This window comes from Psychrobacter sp. FDAARGOS_221 (assembly GCF_002313155.2).
Lineage (GTDB): Bacteria > Pseudomonadota > Gammaproteobacteria > Pseudomonadales > Moraxellaceae > Psychrobacter.
Genome location: NZ_NWFK02000001.1, coordinates 2,980,090 through 2,997,081 on the forward strand (window position 1 = coordinate 2,980,090; position 16,992 = coordinate 2,997,081).

14 protein-coding genes and 1 pseudogene are annotated in these 16,992 nt (G+C 43.4%); 14 read left to right on the forward strand and 1 reads right to left on the reverse strand.

Annotation, left to right across the window (positions count from 1 at the left end):
• The first annotated feature begins 12 nt into the window (after nucleotides 1-12).
• The 7 genes and pseudogenes from A6J60_RS12580 (at nucleotide 13) to A6J60_RS12610 (ending at nucleotide 6,977) form a co-directional block, all read left to right on the forward strand.
• Entirely contained in the window at nucleotides 13-384 is a 372-nt protein-coding gene (locus tag A6J60_RS12580) for an ArsR/SmtB family transcription factor (RefSeq protein WP_096066280.1), read from the forward strand.
• A 291-nt stretch (nucleotides 385-675) separates the two neighbouring features.
• Nucleotides 676-1,104, forward strand: coding sequence for a YeeE/YedE family protein (locus A6J60_RS12585; protein ID WP_096066281.1), 429 nt, complete (start codon nucleotides 676-678; stop codon nucleotides 1,102-1,104).
• A gap of 49 nt (nucleotides 1,105-1,153) precedes the next feature.
• Nucleotides 1,154-1,603, forward strand: a complete 450-nt coding sequence (locus A6J60_RS12590; RefSeq protein ID WP_096066282.1) for a DUF6691 family protein — start codon at nucleotides 1,154-1,156, stop codon at nucleotides 1,601-1,603.
• A 160-nt stretch (nucleotides 1,604-1,763) separates the two neighbouring features.
• Entirely contained in the window at nucleotides 1,764-2,708 is a 945-nt protein-coding gene (locus A6J60_RS12595; RefSeq protein WP_096066283.1) for an EamA family transporter, read from the forward strand.
• A gap of 433 nt (nucleotides 2,709-3,141) precedes the next feature.
• Entirely contained in the window at nucleotides 3,142-4,356 is a 1,215-nt protein-coding gene (locus tag A6J60_RS12600; protein ID WP_096066284.1) for an RtcB family protein, read from the forward strand.
• A gap of 218 nt (nucleotides 4,357-4,574) precedes the next feature.
• Complete coding sequence (locus tag A6J60_RS12605; RefSeq protein ID WP_096066285.1) at nucleotides 4,575-4,832, forward strand: hypothetical protein; 258 nt, start codon at nucleotides 4,575-4,577, stop codon at nucleotides 4,830-4,832.
• 279 nt (nucleotides 4,833-5,111) lie between these two features.
• Nucleotides 5,112-6,977, forward strand: a pseudogene (locus tag A6J60_RS12610) (ABC transporter ATP-binding protein).
• A 74-nt stretch (nucleotides 6,978-7,051) separates the two neighbouring features.
• Here the strand turns inward: A6J60_RS12610 and A6J60_RS12615 are convergent.
• Complete coding sequence (locus A6J60_RS12615; protein ID WP_193778066.1) at nucleotides 7,052-7,543, reverse strand: arsenate reductase ArsC; 492 nt, start codon at nucleotides 7,541-7,543, stop codon at nucleotides 7,052-7,054.
• A 121-nt stretch (nucleotides 7,544-7,664) separates the two neighbouring features.
• On the opposite strand from A6J60_RS12615, the gene A6J60_RS12620 reads away from it, so the two are divergent.
• From A6J60_RS12620 to A6J60_RS12650, 7 genes are all read left to right on the forward strand, one after another.
• A complete protein-coding gene (locus A6J60_RS12620) occupies nucleotides 7,665-7,949 on the forward strand; it encodes a pyrimidine/purine nucleoside phosphorylase (protein WP_096066287.1) in 285 nt (94 codons plus the stop codon).
• Nucleotides 7,950-8,258: 309 nt separating this feature from the next.
• Nucleotides 8,259-9,953, forward strand: a complete 1,695-nt coding sequence (locus A6J60_RS12625) for an AMP-binding protein (RefSeq protein WP_096066288.1) — start codon at nucleotides 8,259-8,261, stop codon at nucleotides 9,951-9,953.
• A gap of 177 nt (nucleotides 9,954-10,130) precedes the next feature.
• Nucleotides 10,131-10,904, forward strand: coding sequence for an SDR family NAD(P)-dependent oxidoreductase (locus tag A6J60_RS12630; RefSeq protein WP_096066289.1), 774 nt, complete (start codon nucleotides 10,131-10,133; stop codon nucleotides 10,902-10,904).
• Nucleotides 10,905-11,194: 290 nt separating this feature from the next.
• Nucleotides 11,195-12,304 (forward strand): DNA topoisomerase IB, encoded by a 1,110-nt coding sequence (locus tag A6J60_RS12635; RefSeq protein ID WP_096066290.1) that lies wholly within the window; start codon nucleotides 11,195-11,197, stop codon nucleotides 12,302-12,304.
• A 105-nt stretch (nucleotides 12,305-12,409) separates the two neighbouring features.
• On the forward strand, nucleotides 12,410-14,137 hold the full coding sequence (locus A6J60_RS12640; RefSeq protein ID WP_227526205.1) for a phospholipase D-like domain-containing protein: 1,728 nt from the start codon (nucleotides 12,410-12,412) through the stop codon (nucleotides 14,135-14,137).
• Between the two features lie 198 nt (nucleotides 14,138-14,335).
• Nucleotides 14,336-15,988 carry a 3-deoxy-D-manno-octulosonic acid transferase gene (locus A6J60_RS12645; RefSeq protein ID WP_096066292.1) on the forward strand — a complete coding sequence of 551 codons (1,653 nt, stop codon included), beginning with the start codon at nucleotides 14,336-14,338 and terminating at the stop codon, nucleotides 15,986-15,988.
• Nucleotides 15,989-16,042: 54 nt separating this feature from the next.
• Complete coding sequence (locus A6J60_RS12650; RefSeq protein ID WP_413772367.1) at nucleotides 16,043-16,786, forward strand: 16S rRNA (uracil(1498)-N(3))-methyltransferase; 744 nt, start codon at nucleotides 16,043-16,045, stop codon at nucleotides 16,784-16,786.
• Nucleotides 16,787-16,992 lie beyond the last annotated feature (206 nt).

The window sequence follows — 16,992 nt, forward strand, 5'->3', positions numbered from 1 at the left end:
GAATGTCATCATATGTTAAACAATATCAATGAGATAGAATCTGTTGATTTTGAGGCATTAAAAACATCTGCTTCTAAAGCATCTGCTTTACTCAAATCCTTATCCCATCCTGACAGACTGTTGTTACTGTGCCAATTGGTACAAGGTGAGTCATGTGTGCGTGATTTGGAGGTGACAACCGGCATTAGACAGCCCAGCCTATCACAACAGCTTGGTGTGTTACGTGAATCTGAATTGGTTAGCACCAGACGTGAAGGTAGACAGATTTTTTATAGTATTGCCAGTGACGATGCGCTGTCTGTGATGCGAGTGTTGTATCAGCTATATTGTGCACCGCAGCAGTCAGAAGATAAAAACAAGCAGTCACAGTCACAGGTTTCATAACCAGCCGCTTAACTGTTTAAAAAATTAGCTACTTCAAAATAAGCTACTTAAAAATCAGTTACTAAAAAGTCAGCTGCTTGATAAAACAAATGATGTGCCAGGTAGCGTTTACATTATCGATTATCGATACCCCTGACGCTGACAGATATCACTATGGGCCACAATAACTGTGGCCTATTTGTTTTTTGTGGAACAGTGCTTTAAGGATTAACGCTTACTTTATCGGTTAATGCATAACCGTTCTTAATGTCCAAATTTTGTAATCAGCCAAACGTTATTTAGGAAATATATATGCAAAGTGGTATAGATATGGCGAACTTTACGCCGTGGAGCGCCTTGATTGGCGGTATTATGATTGGTCTGGCAGCTTCGATTCTTATTGTCGGTATTGGCAAAATCATGGGCATGAGTGGAATTTTGAAAAGCAGCCTAGTGAGCTTACCTCGCTTTAGCTGGCAGTTGATGTTTGTTATCGGTATGGCCATCACTACTTGGCTGTATAGTTTATTCGTTGGATTCCCAGAGCTTGAGATGGGGCAGCCACTTTGGAAAATAATAGCGGCAGGTTTACTGGTTGGTTTTGGGACACGGTTGGGTTCAGGCTGTACCAGTGGTCACGGTATTTGTGGTATTTCACGCCTATCAGGTCGCTCGATTACAGCAACCGTACTGTTCTTATTTAGCGGTATTGTCACAGCGACCTTATTTGCAATGGCTTAGCTAAGGCTTTTATCAGCATTGTAAAACTTACCTGTATTGAGATAATAAAATGAACACATCAAATAAAACCAATCCAATTACGCTAATTATCAGTCTATTATCAGGTTCCATTTTTACCATTGGCCTTATCGTCTCTGGCATGGTTAATCCAGAAAAAGTATTGGGTTTCTTACGCCTATTTCATGGCTGGGATCCGTCGCTCGGTTTGGTTATGGGCGGCGGTATTGCCGTAGCAATGCCAACTTTCTTTTATGTGAAATCACGTATTGCTAAAGGCGAGAAAGCGATAGACGAGGGCAACTTTGATTTACCAAAAGCGACCAAGATTACACCGCAACTGGCCATTGGTAGTCTTATCTTTGGTATTGGCTGGGGCATGCTTGGGTTTTGTCCAGCGCCTGTATTGGTTACTGCATTTGCCGGCTACATAGAGTCGATGATATTTGTGGTCGCGATGCTGGCAGGATTCTGGTTATACGCTAAATTAATCAAAAACTAGACGTTAATCTGAATCTATAGGGGCTAGATATTCCTAATCAAATGGTCGTCCTTTCTAATATAAACATAGTTTGATATATAAATTAAATGCTAAACTGCTAACACAGGGATACTAGATTCTCATAAAACAATAACTAGCCATAATTTCCTAGGTCAACAATATGACTCCTATATACACTGCATTGGCTGTACTAGTAACCTTTATTTGGGGTGTGAACTTTACCTTTATTGCATGGGGACTTGAAAGCTTTCCACCGTTAATGCTCTCCGCCCTGCGTTTTTTCTTTACCGCTGTACCATTGATTTTCTTACTAAAGCCGCCAAAATTTAACCGTACATTATTTATCTATGCTATCGGCACATTTGTCATGCAGTATGCTTTTGTATTTACTGCCATGCACTTAGGTGCATCAGCAGGATTGACGGCACTTCTGCTACAAGTTCAGATTTTTATCACCGTATTTCTGGCATATTTTATATTGGGTGAGGCAGTGAGTCGCTTGCAAATCATTGGTATGCTAATTGGTGTGCTAGGGCTTAGCGTCATCGCGTTAAATCTTGGTGGTGATATGCCTTTGGCTGGGTTTGTCTGTATCTTGATTGCGGCCATAGGTTGGAGCTTTGGCAATATTGCTTCAAAACAGGCATCAACACAAGCGGCGCAGCAAGCAGCAAACGGAATTATTATTTCGTCTAATACTGGGAAGAACAAGGCATCCGCGTTGTCTGCTCTCACTCTTGTGGTTTGGGGTGGTCTGATCGCTTGTGTGGTTTTAACTCTATCTTCTCTCATATTTGAGACTGAGGCATGGCAGCTGGCGACGTTTACCGAGGCATCGCTTAAGTCTTGGTTATCACTTGGGTTTATTGTGTATGTCTCAACTTTGATAGGCTTTGGACTATGGGCGCATCTGCTTAGTCAAAATACGGCTTCTAAGGTTATGCCATTTGCTCTATTGGTGCCAGTATTTGGAATGACAACCTCCGTATTGCTCACAGGAGAGGTCGTGACATGGTGGAAGATGCTGGCAATGGTATTGATATTATCGGGGTTGGTGTTAGCGAATATGAAAATTAAACTAGGAAAAAAGCTCCAGCCAATATGATGTTATGTACTTATTCCTATATTTGCTGTTAACTTGATTGTCCCGTATAATACGACTCACTTTATCAATCCACGCCATGACACATCTGTGTATTTGGCCACAACCTACGGAGGAATCAGCATGTATTTGTTTCAAAAAACTGTATTACAGATGACGCAAAACACAATGAGCGATGACCTCGGTACGGTTCATCTAAGCGATAACTAAGCTTATTCTACCTCGATCATTTCTCTAGGCCAGCGACTGGTCACATTCCAATTTGCATTGTCTTAACTCATTGACCTTAGGTTAGTGGGCTTTTTGCGTCTGTCACTTATCACAGTTTCAACTCACAACAATCTATTAATAAAAAAACAAATATAAAGCGAATGGTGCTTTTTTAAATCAATTTGATTAACAAGCACATTCGATTAAAAATAAAGGTAATAACAAAATGGGCATACAGCTAATTTTGAATGAAAACAGTAAAAAGGGCGTACCGGTTAAGGTGTACACCCAAGATATCGCGCAAGAGGCGATACAGCAATTACGTAATATGGCACAGCTCGAGTTTGTGCACTCACATATTGCGGTGATGCCAGATGTGCATGTAGGAAAAGGCGCGACAGTGGGCAGTGTAATCCCGACTAAATCCGCCATTATCCCCGCCGCAGTCGGTGTTGATATTGGCTGTGGTATGAATGCGGTGCGTACCTCGCTAACCGCCAGCGACTTGCCAGACAGCCTAAGAGCCGTACGCTCAGCGATCGAGAAGCAAGTGCCGGTTGGCTTTAATATGCACAATCAAATCACAGCCAAAGCCTCGACGCTTGATCCGCTCGGTAAACGCTTAAAGCCAATTACCGATAAGCACCCAGGTCTGTTAAAGATGCTTAAAGGTTTTGAGCGTACCTGGGCTAAGCAGCTCGGTACGCTTGGCGGTGGCAACCACTTTATCGAAATTTGTCTCGATGAGAATGACGATGTGTGGGTGATGCTGCACTCGGGAAGCCGAGGTATTGGCAACTGTATCGGTCGCTATTTTATTAATTTGGCCAAAAAAGAGCATCAATCACGCTTTGGTCATGTGCCTGATAAAGACCTGTCTTATTTTGCTGAAGGCTCAAGCAGCTTTGATGACTATGTCGAAGCGGTACAGTGGGCGCAGGATTATGCGGTGCAAAACCGCAAAGAGATGATGCGCTTGGTATTAAGTGCGATGCAGTCCAAGCAGGCAGGATTACCCCAATTTACCTTGACCAAAGAAGCCATTAACTGTCACCACAACTATGTGGAAGAAGAGACACATTTTGGCGAAAACGTCTATGTCACTCGTAAAGGCGCTATTAGTGCTTACGAGGGTGAACTGGGTATTATTCCAGGCTCAATGGGGGCTAAGTCCTTTATCGTGCGTGGCCTTGGTAATGAAGAGTCCTTTTGCTCATGTTCACATGGAGCAGGACGCAAGATGAGCCGAACCAAAGCATCTAAAACCTTTACTGTTGATGAGCTTAAAGCACAAACCGCAGGCGTTGAGTGTAAAAAAGACAAAAGCGTACTTGATGAAATCCCTGGTGCGTACAAAGACATCGATGAGGTCATGGACAACCAAAAAGACTTGGTCGAGGTGGTGCATACCTTAAAGCAGGTGCTTTGTGTCAAGGGTTAGTTCTGCGAACTCTTTCAGTCTGCTACGTTGTTAATCTCGCTTGAAGTACTAGGCGTACATCAGCACTCGATTGCCTCGTAGCAAAATGAAATAGTAACGAATAACCCTTTATAGTAAGAAAAATAGGTCGGTCAACATATTAAGGAGAATAAAAATGTTTTTAATTAAAAAACCAAATTATAAAACAAATAAAAAACTAGAAAATTTAGGAAAAATATATGAGCTTAAAACAAACACTAAAGCTGGCTAGACAGCTAGAAAATCAAGCCAAAAAGAGTGATGGTAGTCCTGATAATAATACGGCGAACCTCAGCGCTTTAAAAGATGCAACCAAACCACGTAATCATATGGCGTTTAATCCGCTACTCAAAAAAGGCGGCGTTCATGAAAAAGACAATATCGAAGCGGTGCGAAAGAAAAAGCGTCGTGAGACCAAGAAAATTCTGCGTCAAAAGGATTGGTTGTCAGAAATCTAAATGGTTTTATTCTGCTTGTTTATCCAAGCAAACAAAAAGCCCATTCTATGCAAGTAGGATGGGTTTTTTATTAATGGTATGAAAACATTTAAGTCTATTAAAGCGGTTTAAAAACGCCCATCTAAATATATTGCGAACTTCTGCAAATGTTATTTGAATGTTGCTAACGGTTTAAAAATTCTGATTTAGTCCCATTAAATAATCAGCATTATTTGCCAATGATTTAATAAGTTAATTAATTAGTCATTACCTCAGTTAGTATTGCCACTAAGGAGCCTCATGAGCCTATTTTTCGAAAAACTCGTCAATCCTTTCCCTAAAATTGATAACCAAACCCCGCCAAATACTTTGTGGGGCTTTATTCGTTATCATAATCAGGGTTATGGTTGGGTGTTTCTCGCATTGGGCATCTTAGAGGCGCTGTCGGCTGTCAGTGAAATCGCCATTTATGCTTTTATGGGGCAATTGGTTGATTTGCTCAGCGAGCATGACAAAGCGACCTTTTTGCAAAGCGAGATGCCAACCTTATTGGGTTATTCGGCGTTGCTGCTGATTGCGATGCCCTTGATTAACTACCTTCGTACCTCACTCAGAAGCCGTACCTTAAATGGTAACCTACCGATGAGTGTCCGCTGGCGTTCACACCGTTATTTGCTTAATCAAGGCATGTCGTTCTTTCAAGATGAGTTTGCAGGGCGAGCGGCGACCAAGGTGATGCAAAGCAGTATGGCCGTGCGTGAAGTGACCTTGATTACGGTCTCGGTGATGGTCTATGTGCTGGTTTATTTCGGCAGTATGCTGTACGTATTGACCAATCTAAACACCTGGTTCTTAGTTCCGATGCTGGTGTGGCTGTTCATTTATACCGCATTGCAATTCTACTTTAATCCAAAGGTGCGTCAGTACTCTCAAGCGCAGTCTGATGCACGCTCGACCATGACTGGCCGTATTGTGGATGCCTATACCAATATCAATACGGTCAAGCTATTTGCACATACCGAGAGCGAAGCAGAGTACGCGCGCGACAGTATGGACACGTATTTGCAGACGGTTTATAAGCAAATGGGCACGTTATCAACTTTGATGATAACCATGACCATTTTGAACTATATCCTTATCTTTGCGACCAGTGCGCTGAGTATCTATTTGTGGCTTAATGATTTGGTTGGCCTTGGTGCGATTGCGGTTGCGGTATCGATGGCATTAAGACTGCTCGGTATGTCACGTTGGGTAATGTTTGAGCTGACCGATTTGTTTGAAAGCTTAGGTACAGTGCGTGATGGTATGAGCTTGCTGACTAAGCCATTAACGCTAACCGATAAAGAAGGTGCTCAGCCATTGGCCGTTCAAGGTGCGCAGGTTGACTTTAATAACGTGAGATTCAGCTATCACAGAGCCGGTATCAATGATGGCGACAGTGAAGCTGATAAAGAATTAAGTATCTTTAAAGATTTAAATCTGCATATAAAACCTGGTGAGCGTATTGGATTAGTCGGTCGCTCGGGTGCGGGCAAGTCAACCTTGGTGAATTTGTTACTAAGATTTTATGATGTGCAAGGCGGTAGTATTTGTATCGATGGGTAAGATATTAGCAAAGTAGAGCAAGAAAGCTTGCGAGAGCACATTGCTATGGTCACCCAAGATACGTCACTGTTACACCGTACCGTACGTGAAAATATCATCTATGGTAAGCCTGATGCCACAGAAGAAGAGCTACAGCGTGCGATTAAACAAGCCAATGCCGATGAGTTTATTGATTCATTGGTAGATTTAAAAGGTAATAAAGGGCTTGATGCGCAAGTCGGTGAGCGCGGGGTGAAATTATCAGGCGGTCAACGTCAGCGTATTGCGATTGCGCGTGTGCTGTTAAAAGATGCGCCGATTTTAATTTTAGATGAAGCAACCTCCGCACTTGATAGTGAAGTAGAAGCGGCGATTCAAGAAAGCTTGGACAGCTTAATGCAAGATAAAACGGTCATCGCTATTGCCCATAGACTATCGACCATTGCATCGATGGATAGACTGGTAGTGATGGATCAAGGTCGTATTATCGAGCAAGGCACGCACCAAGAGCTGCTTGCGAAAAAAGGTGTGTATGCGAGTCTTTGGGAGCGTCAGACCGGTGGCTTTTTAACGGATGAATAGGTGAGCTAAATCGCTATTCATCCTAGCTAATCTATACATTAGCAGCCAATCAACTAATCTGGAGTGGCAACTGGTTACAGCGTATCATCAGGATTGGCAATCTGGTCTAACTTATTATCAGGTAGCATCATAAAGGTCTTGATTCGCTGAGCCAGTTGCATCTCAACACGAGTGTACTCGTCATGTTCGGTTTCAATGCTGGTATCTTCTAAACTCGGATCAGTGAAATGCCAATGCGCAGTGATGGTATCACGTGCTAAATCATCCCATATGTTGAGCTCGGCTTCTTCAGCACTGTCCGCGCATAAGGTGAACACGAAGTCTAAATGCGGCGCATCATCTTCTAAAAAGACGCTATAGTGCTTGGGATATAAGCCCTCGGTATCAAAGCCATTGTCTTTAAGTATTTGCATGGCAACAGGATTAGCTTCATCTAGAGGTTGGATACCGGCGCTATAAACTTCGAAGCGGCCATGGCCTAATTTCTTTAACATGGCTTCTGCCATTAGACTGCGCCCTGCATTTTCTTGGCATAAGAAGAGGACGGTATAAGTGGTGTTAGGCACGGGCAGCTCCATTATTTATTTAAGATTAAAATATTAGCGCCAGTATAATAGATTACTATTGTCAATCATATTACAATCCTGCTATAACCTCTTATACCCATTCATTATTTAAGGAAGGCTCATGCCAAGCATTAATCAGTATTTCGATAACAAAGTCACCTCAATTGCCTTTCAAACCGCGACTAAGCCTGCCACTGTCGGGGTGATGGAAATTGGTGACTATGAATTTGGCACCAGTGAATTTGAAACCATGACTGTGGTTAGCGGTGCGTTAACCGTTAAGCTGCCAGGCTCTGATGAGTTTGTGACTTATGATGCCGGTCAAAGCTTCACTATTGAAGCGAATCAAAAGTTTCAGGTAAAAGTGGACGTTGAAACCGCTTATCTATGTACTTATGGCAAATAGTGCTTACGGCAAATAATACTTATGGCAAATAAGCTGGCTGATGTTATTAGGCTAAGCTAATTAGTCCAGTATTTAACGGCAGTAAACTTGATCATAGTTTGCTGCTTTTTTTAGTTATTAATGAGTTGTTAGAGTGGTTTTTTAGCTCATTTTTCGATTTTTAAGTTGTTTTTATTCAATTAATGATACGTTTTGTATTGATATATAGACTAAAATCGGTTATTAATAGAATCATCTTTATTCAGTTAACAGGATGTTAGCTTAACGTCTTACCCAACTTATTGTTGGAAATGCTAAAGGAATAGCGCTATGTCAGATTCAATCACATCAACGTCAGCTGCTCATGCTGACAGTCCAGTCGTCAATGCACCCCTAGATTATGCCCAATATTATCAGCAGTTTGATAAGCAGGCATTAATGACTCAAATATTTGCCGACCACCCTGAAGATGCGCTAAATGCTTATATGGCGTGTTGCGGTCGCCATGTGCGTAACGGTCTTGGCGAAAAGTTTGCTTTGGTTCACGAAGATTGTGAACAAAATGTCAGCACTCTGACATTTAATGAATTAGCAGAAAAAAGTGCGCAAGTGGCCAACCAACTTAAAGCCTATGGTGTCAAGGCGGGGGATAGGGTAGCGACCATGTTACCGCGTACCCCTGAGCTGTTAATCGTAGTGATGGCCACTTGGCGGATTGGCGCCATTTATCAGCCGCTATTTACCGCTTTTGGCTATGAATCTATTGCCTATCGACTCGATAAAGCCGACACCAAAGTGGTGTTTACCAATGTAGACAACCGTGCAAAGTTTGATGAGATTAATCATTTGCCCACTATGGTGGTGGTTGAGAATCAGGCAGCAGTGGATGCCAGTGTTTATGAAGATGATATTTTTGCTCAAGCATGGCAGCAATCGTCAGAATGTGAGCCCGTAGAACTGACCCCTGATGCAACCTTTTTGCAGATGTTCACCTCAGGCACGGTCGGTAAATCAAAGGGTGTGAGCGTACCGCTTGCTGCGTTGCCAACCTTCTACTTGTATATGCGCTATGCGATCGATTTAAGGGACAATGATAACTATTGGAATATGGCAGATCCTGGCTGGGCGTATGGATTGTATTATGGTATCACTGGGCCTTTATTGATGGGGGTGACCACTTACTTTAACGAAGCTGGCTTTGATGCACAAAACACACTCGATTTTTTAACCCGTCATAACATCAGTAATATTGCTTCATCACCGACCGCTTTTCGAATGATGAAATCAAGTGGCATCTTTGATCATGCTGCTGACAAGCTGTCATTACGCGTGGCTAATTCAGCAGGCGAGACGCTTAATACAGAAGTGGTCGGTTGGGTGAATGAACATTTAGGCTGTCCGATTTATGATCAATACGGCCAGACCGAGACCGGTATGACTTGCTGTATGCACCATGCGTTAAGCCATGATGTGCCAACCGGTTGTATGGGATTGCCATTGCCAGGACATACGTTAGTGGTGGTAGATGAGAACATGCAACCAGTCACTGACGGTGTACCTGGACAATTGGCGGTGGTGGTCAGCGAGTCCCCTGCGTTTTATTTCAACGGCTATAGCTGGAATGAAAAGCAGGCCTTCGAGGGCGATTATTATTTAACCGGTGATATGGTCGAACGCCATGATGATGGTACTTTCTGGTTTGTCGGACGTGATGATGATATTATCATTAGCGCTGGTTATCGCATTGGTCCAACCGATGTTGAAAACTGTGTGATGGCGCATGATGCGGTCGCTGAGTCGGCTGCAGTTGGCGTTCCTGATGAGGTGCGTGGGCATGTGGTCAAGTCTTTTGTGGTGTTGAAAAAGGGCGTTGAAGCCAGTGATGCGTTAGTACAAGAGATTAAATCTTTGGTTCATCAGCGTCTATCGGCACACGCCTATCCACGTCAAGTTGCTTTTGTCGATGCCTTACCAAAAACACCGAGCGGCAAAATTCAGCGTTTTATTTTACGTCAATTAGGCTAATATAAATTAGGTTGAATAAGACAATAAGCCTAAATAAGGCCAAATAAAACAAAGCTAAGTAATGTCAGGGCTTACTTAAGACATAAAACCTATTAGTAAAATTCAACCATGATTTATTAATAAAAGATTGATTAATAGAAAAATGGTTTATAAAAACCGTACAAATAAGGATGTGATATGGATATTAAAGCAAAAACCTTTATCGTTACTGGCGGCGCGTCAGGTCTGGGTGAAGCAAGCATACGTGAATTAGTCGCTCGCGGTGCAAAAGCAGTGATTGCTGATTTAAATGAAGAGGCCGGTCAAGCGCTAGCAGATGAGCTCGGTGATGCGGTGCGTTTTGTACGCTGCGATGTGACCAATGGCGAGCAGGTAGAAGCTGTAGTCAGTGCCGCTGAAGAGCTTGGTGGACTGGCAGGTAGCATTAACTGCGCCGGTATTGCAATTGTACAAAAACTATTGGATCGTGAAAACAATCCAGCCGATTTGGATCAGTTTAACAAAGGTATTCAGATTAACTTAGTTGGTACCTTTAACGTCGCACGTTTGGTTGCTGCCAGTATTGCGAAGCGCGTGGCTGCAGACGGCGGTCCAAATAACCAAGATCAGGGCGTGATTATCAATACCGCTTCTATTGCTGCCTTTGATGGGCAAGTAGGTCAAGCCAGCTATGCGTCATCAAAATCGGGCGTGGTCGGTATGACCCTGCCGTTAGCAAGAGAGTTGACCCGCCATGGTATTCGAGTGATGACCATTGCACCGGGCATCTTTGAGACGCCTATGATGGCCGGACTGCCTGAAAAAGCACAAGAGCAATTAAAGGCCAGCGTACCGTATCCAAAGCGTTTGGGTAAGCCTGCTGAATATGCGAATTTAGTGGCGCATATTATCGAAAATGCCTATCTCAATGGCGATGTGATTCGCTTAGATGGTGCTATTCGTATGACCTAGTTTTTCTTTCGGGTTTCTATTGCTTTAATGTCTTAGTGTCTATCGCTCTTAGTGTATATCGCTGAGTATTAAAGCATGACGATAAGCTGCATTCTTAATGGGTGCAGCTTTTTTTATTTACACTGAGTAACAGTTTTATAGCGGCTCACTACTGTTTTAAAGGATGTAAGCTATTTAGAATAAGCGATAACCTGACTAAATTTTTTCACCAATAATGATTTAGTCATTACCATAATAAAAAGTTAGTAGTTAAGGATTAATAATTAGCCATAAACCGCTAGGAGCCATTAATGACCACATCGCGTTCACCGAGCACAGACGCTGTCCCCAACACTGAACAGACAGACTCGCGCCATGATTATCAAGCGCTGGCAGCACGTGCACAATTGCGTTATGTCAGTGATGATGAGCCAGGATATACGCGTAAGCGTTGGGGCAAGGGCTTTACTTATAAAGACGCGTTGGGTAATACCGTCAAAGACAAAGTGCTACGCCGACGCTTTGAGTCGTTAGCGATACCGCCAATGTGGTCTGAGGTGTGGATCTGTCAGTATGATGACGGGCACCTGCAATGTACCGGACGCGATGAAAAAGGGCGCAAACAATATCTGTATCATCAGCAATGGGACAAAGTGCGTGATGATGCCAAATTTGATGCAGTGATTGGCTTTGGTGAGGTACTGCCTAAGCTGCGTGCACAAATTGAAAACGATCTTGAAGCCCCTGAGCTGAGCCGAGCGAATGTGCTAGCGGCGGTGGTCAAGCTATTAGAAACTACGTTAATTCGAATCGGTAACAGTCGTTATGCCAAGCAAAATAATAGCTATGGGCTGAGTACCTTGCGCAGTCGTCATGTCAGTGAGACCGAGGAGGGACTGGCGTTCGATTTTGTCGGTAAAAGTGCCAAAGAACATCATATTGAGCTGCAAGATGAGCGTTTAATTGACATTGTGCAAGCCTGCTCTGATTTACCTGGATATCGTATCTTTAAATATATTGATGAGGCCGGTGAGAAACAGGTTGTCGAAAGCCAGGATATTAATGAGTATCTAAGAACCCATACCGGTCATGAATATAGTGCCAAAGATTTTCGCACTTGGATGGCATCGGTGTTGGCAGCGTCTTATTTATATGAACATGCTGATGACGAGGTGCTAGCAACTGAGGCAGACAGTCAGCAGCGCCAGCAATTGGTCGTGGATATGGTCAAAGCGGTGGCAGAAAGCTTGGGTAATACCCCGAGCGTGTCGCGTGCCTCTTATATTCACCCACAAATTATATCGCGTTTTTTGCAAGCTGATTTTATCGAATCTTATAAGCAAAGCAGGCAAGGGCGGTCTAAAAAGTATCAGTCATTAGACGAAAAAGCTTTGTTGGCTTTTTTAACCACAAGCAAGTAAGCTAGTCTTTTTGGTACCCCTTATTTTAGTGAGACCTTAACCATCATGCCGTCATTTGCTTCTGTAGTCGCTGTTACTGATCGTAGCGCCGCCATAGATTATTATATGGCGGAACTGATGTCGTGGTCTCAATCCATTACTGCGATCGATTGGGCATGGACCGGGGTGGCGATTCACGTGCTACTCACCTTGTTTATGATCGTGCGCATCTTATCGACTCAGCGTAATACAGGGATTGCTATTGCTTGGTTAGTGCTGCTGTTTGCGATTCCTTTTTTGGGTATCATCGCCTATATTTTGGTGGGTGAGCCGTTTTTAGGTAAAAGCTATAAGTCTCGTAATGCTCAAGCCCAAAGGTTATTAAAGGGGTTAGCAAAACGTGAAGCTATTCAGTTGGCTAAGGTTGATGATACCTTGCCGGAGCGCTATCAAGGCGTCAGTCGTATCGGCACCTATGATACCGGCTTTGGGGTTTATGATCAGCACACCATGCAGCTTCTTACCTGTGCCGATCGCATGTTTGACAGCCTGATTGATGATATTAATCAGGCAAGCTCCTTGATAGTGATGGAGTTTTATATCATTTACCCCAAAGGCCGGGTACAGCAAGTGTTTCAGGCGTTAATTAATGCAGCCAAAAGAGGGGTAGAGTGTCAAATTCTCGCTGATAGTGTGGGGAGTTTTATCTTCTTTTCAGATGAATGGCATACTAAGCTCAGTGAGGCAGGTATCATCATTCACCAGTCGTTGCCGGTCGGGCTATTTAAAACCTTATTCAAACGTACCGACCTGCGTAATCACCGCAAAATTGTGGTAATAGATGACAATATCGGCTATACCGGTAGCTTTAACTTGGTTGACCCTGAGTTTTTTAAACAAGATAAAGATGTCGGGCAGTGGATTGACTTGATGATGCGCATTGAGAGCAATAAATCGGTGAGTGTGGTGACCGCCCTAACCGCAGTCAGTGTCACCGATATAGGCGCTGAAAGTTCGCGTAATTTACAGCTGCTGAGTGAGCGTATTGAAGAGACGGTCAACACCTATACCCGAAAGCTGTATAAGCCCAAGCCGGCGATTAATGATGTCAATGATAAGGCGTCTGGATATTTAGCGCGTCAAATATCCTCTTTTAATCTAAGTGATGAGTATGGACGTGACTTTAAAACCAGTCACAAAAGAGTGACTATTACTCCGGCTTCAGAAGACGATGACAAAGTGGACAGTAGTGTTGCCAGTGCCATTGATTTTTTGCAGCCGCTTGCTCACTTAAAGCCAGTTGATAACGTATTGGCACAGCTCATTCCTTCGGCGCCACGTATTACTGAGCATGTCATCTATCATACATTGCTGACTATTTTTCACCGTGCCAATCACAGCATTCAGATTACCACGCCTTATTTTGTGCCTGATGAAGCACTGCTTGCTGCGTTGACCACAGCGGCTAAGCGTGGGGTCGAGGTGACTTTAATATTACCTAAGAAAGTAGATTCATTTTTGGTGCAGCATGCCTCGCAGTCTTCTTACTCTATTTTAATGGAAGCAGGGGTCAATATTGCCTTATTCAAAGGCGGCTTACTGCATGCTAAGACAGTGGTGATAGACGATGATTACTGTTTGTTTGGTACGGTTAATATGGACATGCGCAGCTTTTATTTGAATATGGAAGTTAGCTTAGCGTTATATACACCGCAAATCGTGTCACAGGTCATCGCTTGTCAAAAAGCCTATCTAACTCAATGCGAGATGCTTGATTTGCAAAGCTGGCGTGCGCGACCTCGTTACAAACAGCTATTTGATTCAGGTATTCGCTTATTTAGTCCTCTGTTATAAGCTCTTGCCAAAAATGACTATAAGCGCTTGTTACACATAACGTATATTTAAAATGGTCATGTCAACAGTTATAAAGTAAGGTAAAATAGCGGCTATTTTTTTGGTTTGCACTGTTGTTTGGTGCACTAATTTGAGTTGACTTGTCGCCGAGCGGCAACGAGAGCAGTATTCATATAATAAGGTGAAAGTAGGTTGAGCATGGCAGACTTTAACAACAAAAAATCTTCACAATCAGCTGACACCTCCAATAGCCTTGATGCGTCAAAAACTTACCCGGTGCCTTGGTATTATCAATTGGCCATTAAGCTGCTAAAGCCGGTGTATCAGTTTATTCTATGGCGTCGTCATCAGAAGGCAAAAAAGACAGGTTTGCCCATCGCTGACTACAATATTGAAACCGATGCGCGTTTTGGTAAACAGTATCCGCCAGCGCCGACGTTGGCTGCCAGTCACCCGCAATCGGCAACAGATACTGTGTTTAGTGGTCGTACCATCTGGTGTCATGCGGTGTCATTGGGTGAGACCAATACCATTGCGCCGATGCTCAAGCAAATGCTGGCTCAAGGCGCTAAGATTTGGCTGACGAATACCACTCAGACTGGATATGCACGCACCCAGACATTATTTGCCGAAGCACTGGCATCCGGTCAGATGGTGCATAGCTTTGTACCTGTTGATGATGCGACAGTGATTAAGCGTTTTGTGGCGCATGCCAAGCCAGATCTAGTGATGTTTGTAGAAACTGAGCTGTGGGCTAATATCTTGGCAGTGCTGCATGAATCAGATATTCCTTCTGTTTTGGTCAATGCCAGATTATCGCAAAAATCGTTTGATAGTTACGCTAAGTTTAGCAAAGTCAGCCAGGGCATGATGCATAACATCAGTATGATCATCGCTCAAGATGTAGATTCAGCCAAGCGCTTTCGTAAATTAGGCACCCCTGTGCCCAAAATACGCCGAGCAGACTCTCTAAAATGGTCAACCAGTCCTATTGATTTATCTTCTGAGTCAGTTGGCCACTTGCAAGCAGAGCAGTTACAGCAGCTGCAAGCGAAATTTGCAGCACCTGAGACTAATGGCGGTCCTGATTTGAGCGATGTGGCTGGGACGTTACAAAGCCGTCCTATTTGGGTGGCAGGTAGTACGCATGAAGGAGAGGAGACACAAGTGCTGCAAGCGCATAAGCAATTATTGCAGCAGCCTGGGTTAGAAAAAGCGCTACTCATTTTAGTACCTCGACATCCTGAGCGTTTTGATGCAGTCGCCGAAATGATTGAACAATCAGGGCTAACGTTTAACAGACGCAGTCAACAGCAGTTGATAGCAGCCGATACACAAGTCTATTTAGCTGACACCATGGGTGAGCTGATTGATTGCTATCAGTTGGCAGATGTTGCCTTTATCGGTGGCTCATTGGTTAATATTGGCGGTCACAATCCGATTGAAGCGGCATGTTTTGCTAAGCCAGTTATTATGGGTACTCATACTCAGTCTTGCCATGAAGTGGTTGCGGAGTTAAGTGCTGCTGGTGCCCTGCAAGTTGTCGCTTCAGATGACGCAGCGAATGCAAAAAACAGCGGTAAAGCCAGTAAACAAGAGCACGGCCAGTCAATACAACCTGAGGTAAGTCTCTATCAAGCGCTACGACTGTGGCTAGGTGAACCGCACTTAGCTGAGCAGGCGGGTGAAAAAGGACAACAATTGGTAGCACAAAAGAGTGATGCCATGCAGCGCCAGTTGGCGATGATTGAAAAGCTGTTAGCAGATCATTATAGCAAGCAGCCAGTCGATAATGAGCAGCTCAATGACATTGACTTTGATCACTTTGAAGTGCGTCAGCGTTCTGATTAAACAGTGTTTTTTGAATAGCGCTTCAGTTAACCAGTTACTAAAGGGTCGTTTACTGTGAATATTGTATTGCTTGATCAGACTGCATTTGTTAATGCTCCGATGAATGGTTCTGAGGCAGTTTCAAAACAGCTACAGATAACAGATGCCACTCAAGTTGCGCATATTCAACAAGTATTAAAATTAAAAGTAGGTGAACGACTAAAAATAGGACAGCGAAATGGTCTGATAGGAAGTGCGCAAGTTGCGCAGTTATCAGATGATCAGGTGTTATTAACCGATGTGCAGCTAGAAAGTCAGCCGCCAGCTAAACTAGACTTACGCATTATATTGGCGCTACCTAGACCCAAAGTGTTACGACGACTAATTATGGATATGACTGCAATCGGTGTGGCCGAGATTGTACTGGTCAATAGCTATCGCACTGACAAAAGCTACTGGCAAAGTCCGATGCTAAAACGCATAGATGAGTTTGTTCAAGAAGGTCTTCAGCAAGGGGTAGATACCATAGCGCCTCAGATTCACCTAAAAAAGCGCTTTAAACCCTTTGTCGAAGATGAGCTACCTGCCATGATTGCTGGACAGCGCGCTGCGGTTGCGCATCCTTATGCCAATAAAACTCTGTCTGAGTTGTCAGCGACTCATGGCTTACCGAAGTGGCTGTGTATTGGGGCTGAAGGTGGTTGGATTGATTATGAGGTTAAGCTGCTTCAAGCGCAGGGCTGTGAAGTGATCAGCTTTGGAGATCGTATTTTACGTACAGAAGCGGTCGTCAATGCGTTGTGTGGGCGTTATTTATAGGTTGTTAATTTAGCAAGTTTTAATCATATTCAGTTTTCTCAGTCTTAAAGTCAGTCTTTTTTTAAAACAGCTGTTTGATTTTTAGTTTGCATCGCTTCTATGTAGTACTGCTTCGATTAATATTGTTTTCATTAATACTGTTTTTATTAATAACTGTTTTAGTTATTAGCAAATTATTTAGTTCGTGTGTTTTGCTTGTTTTTATT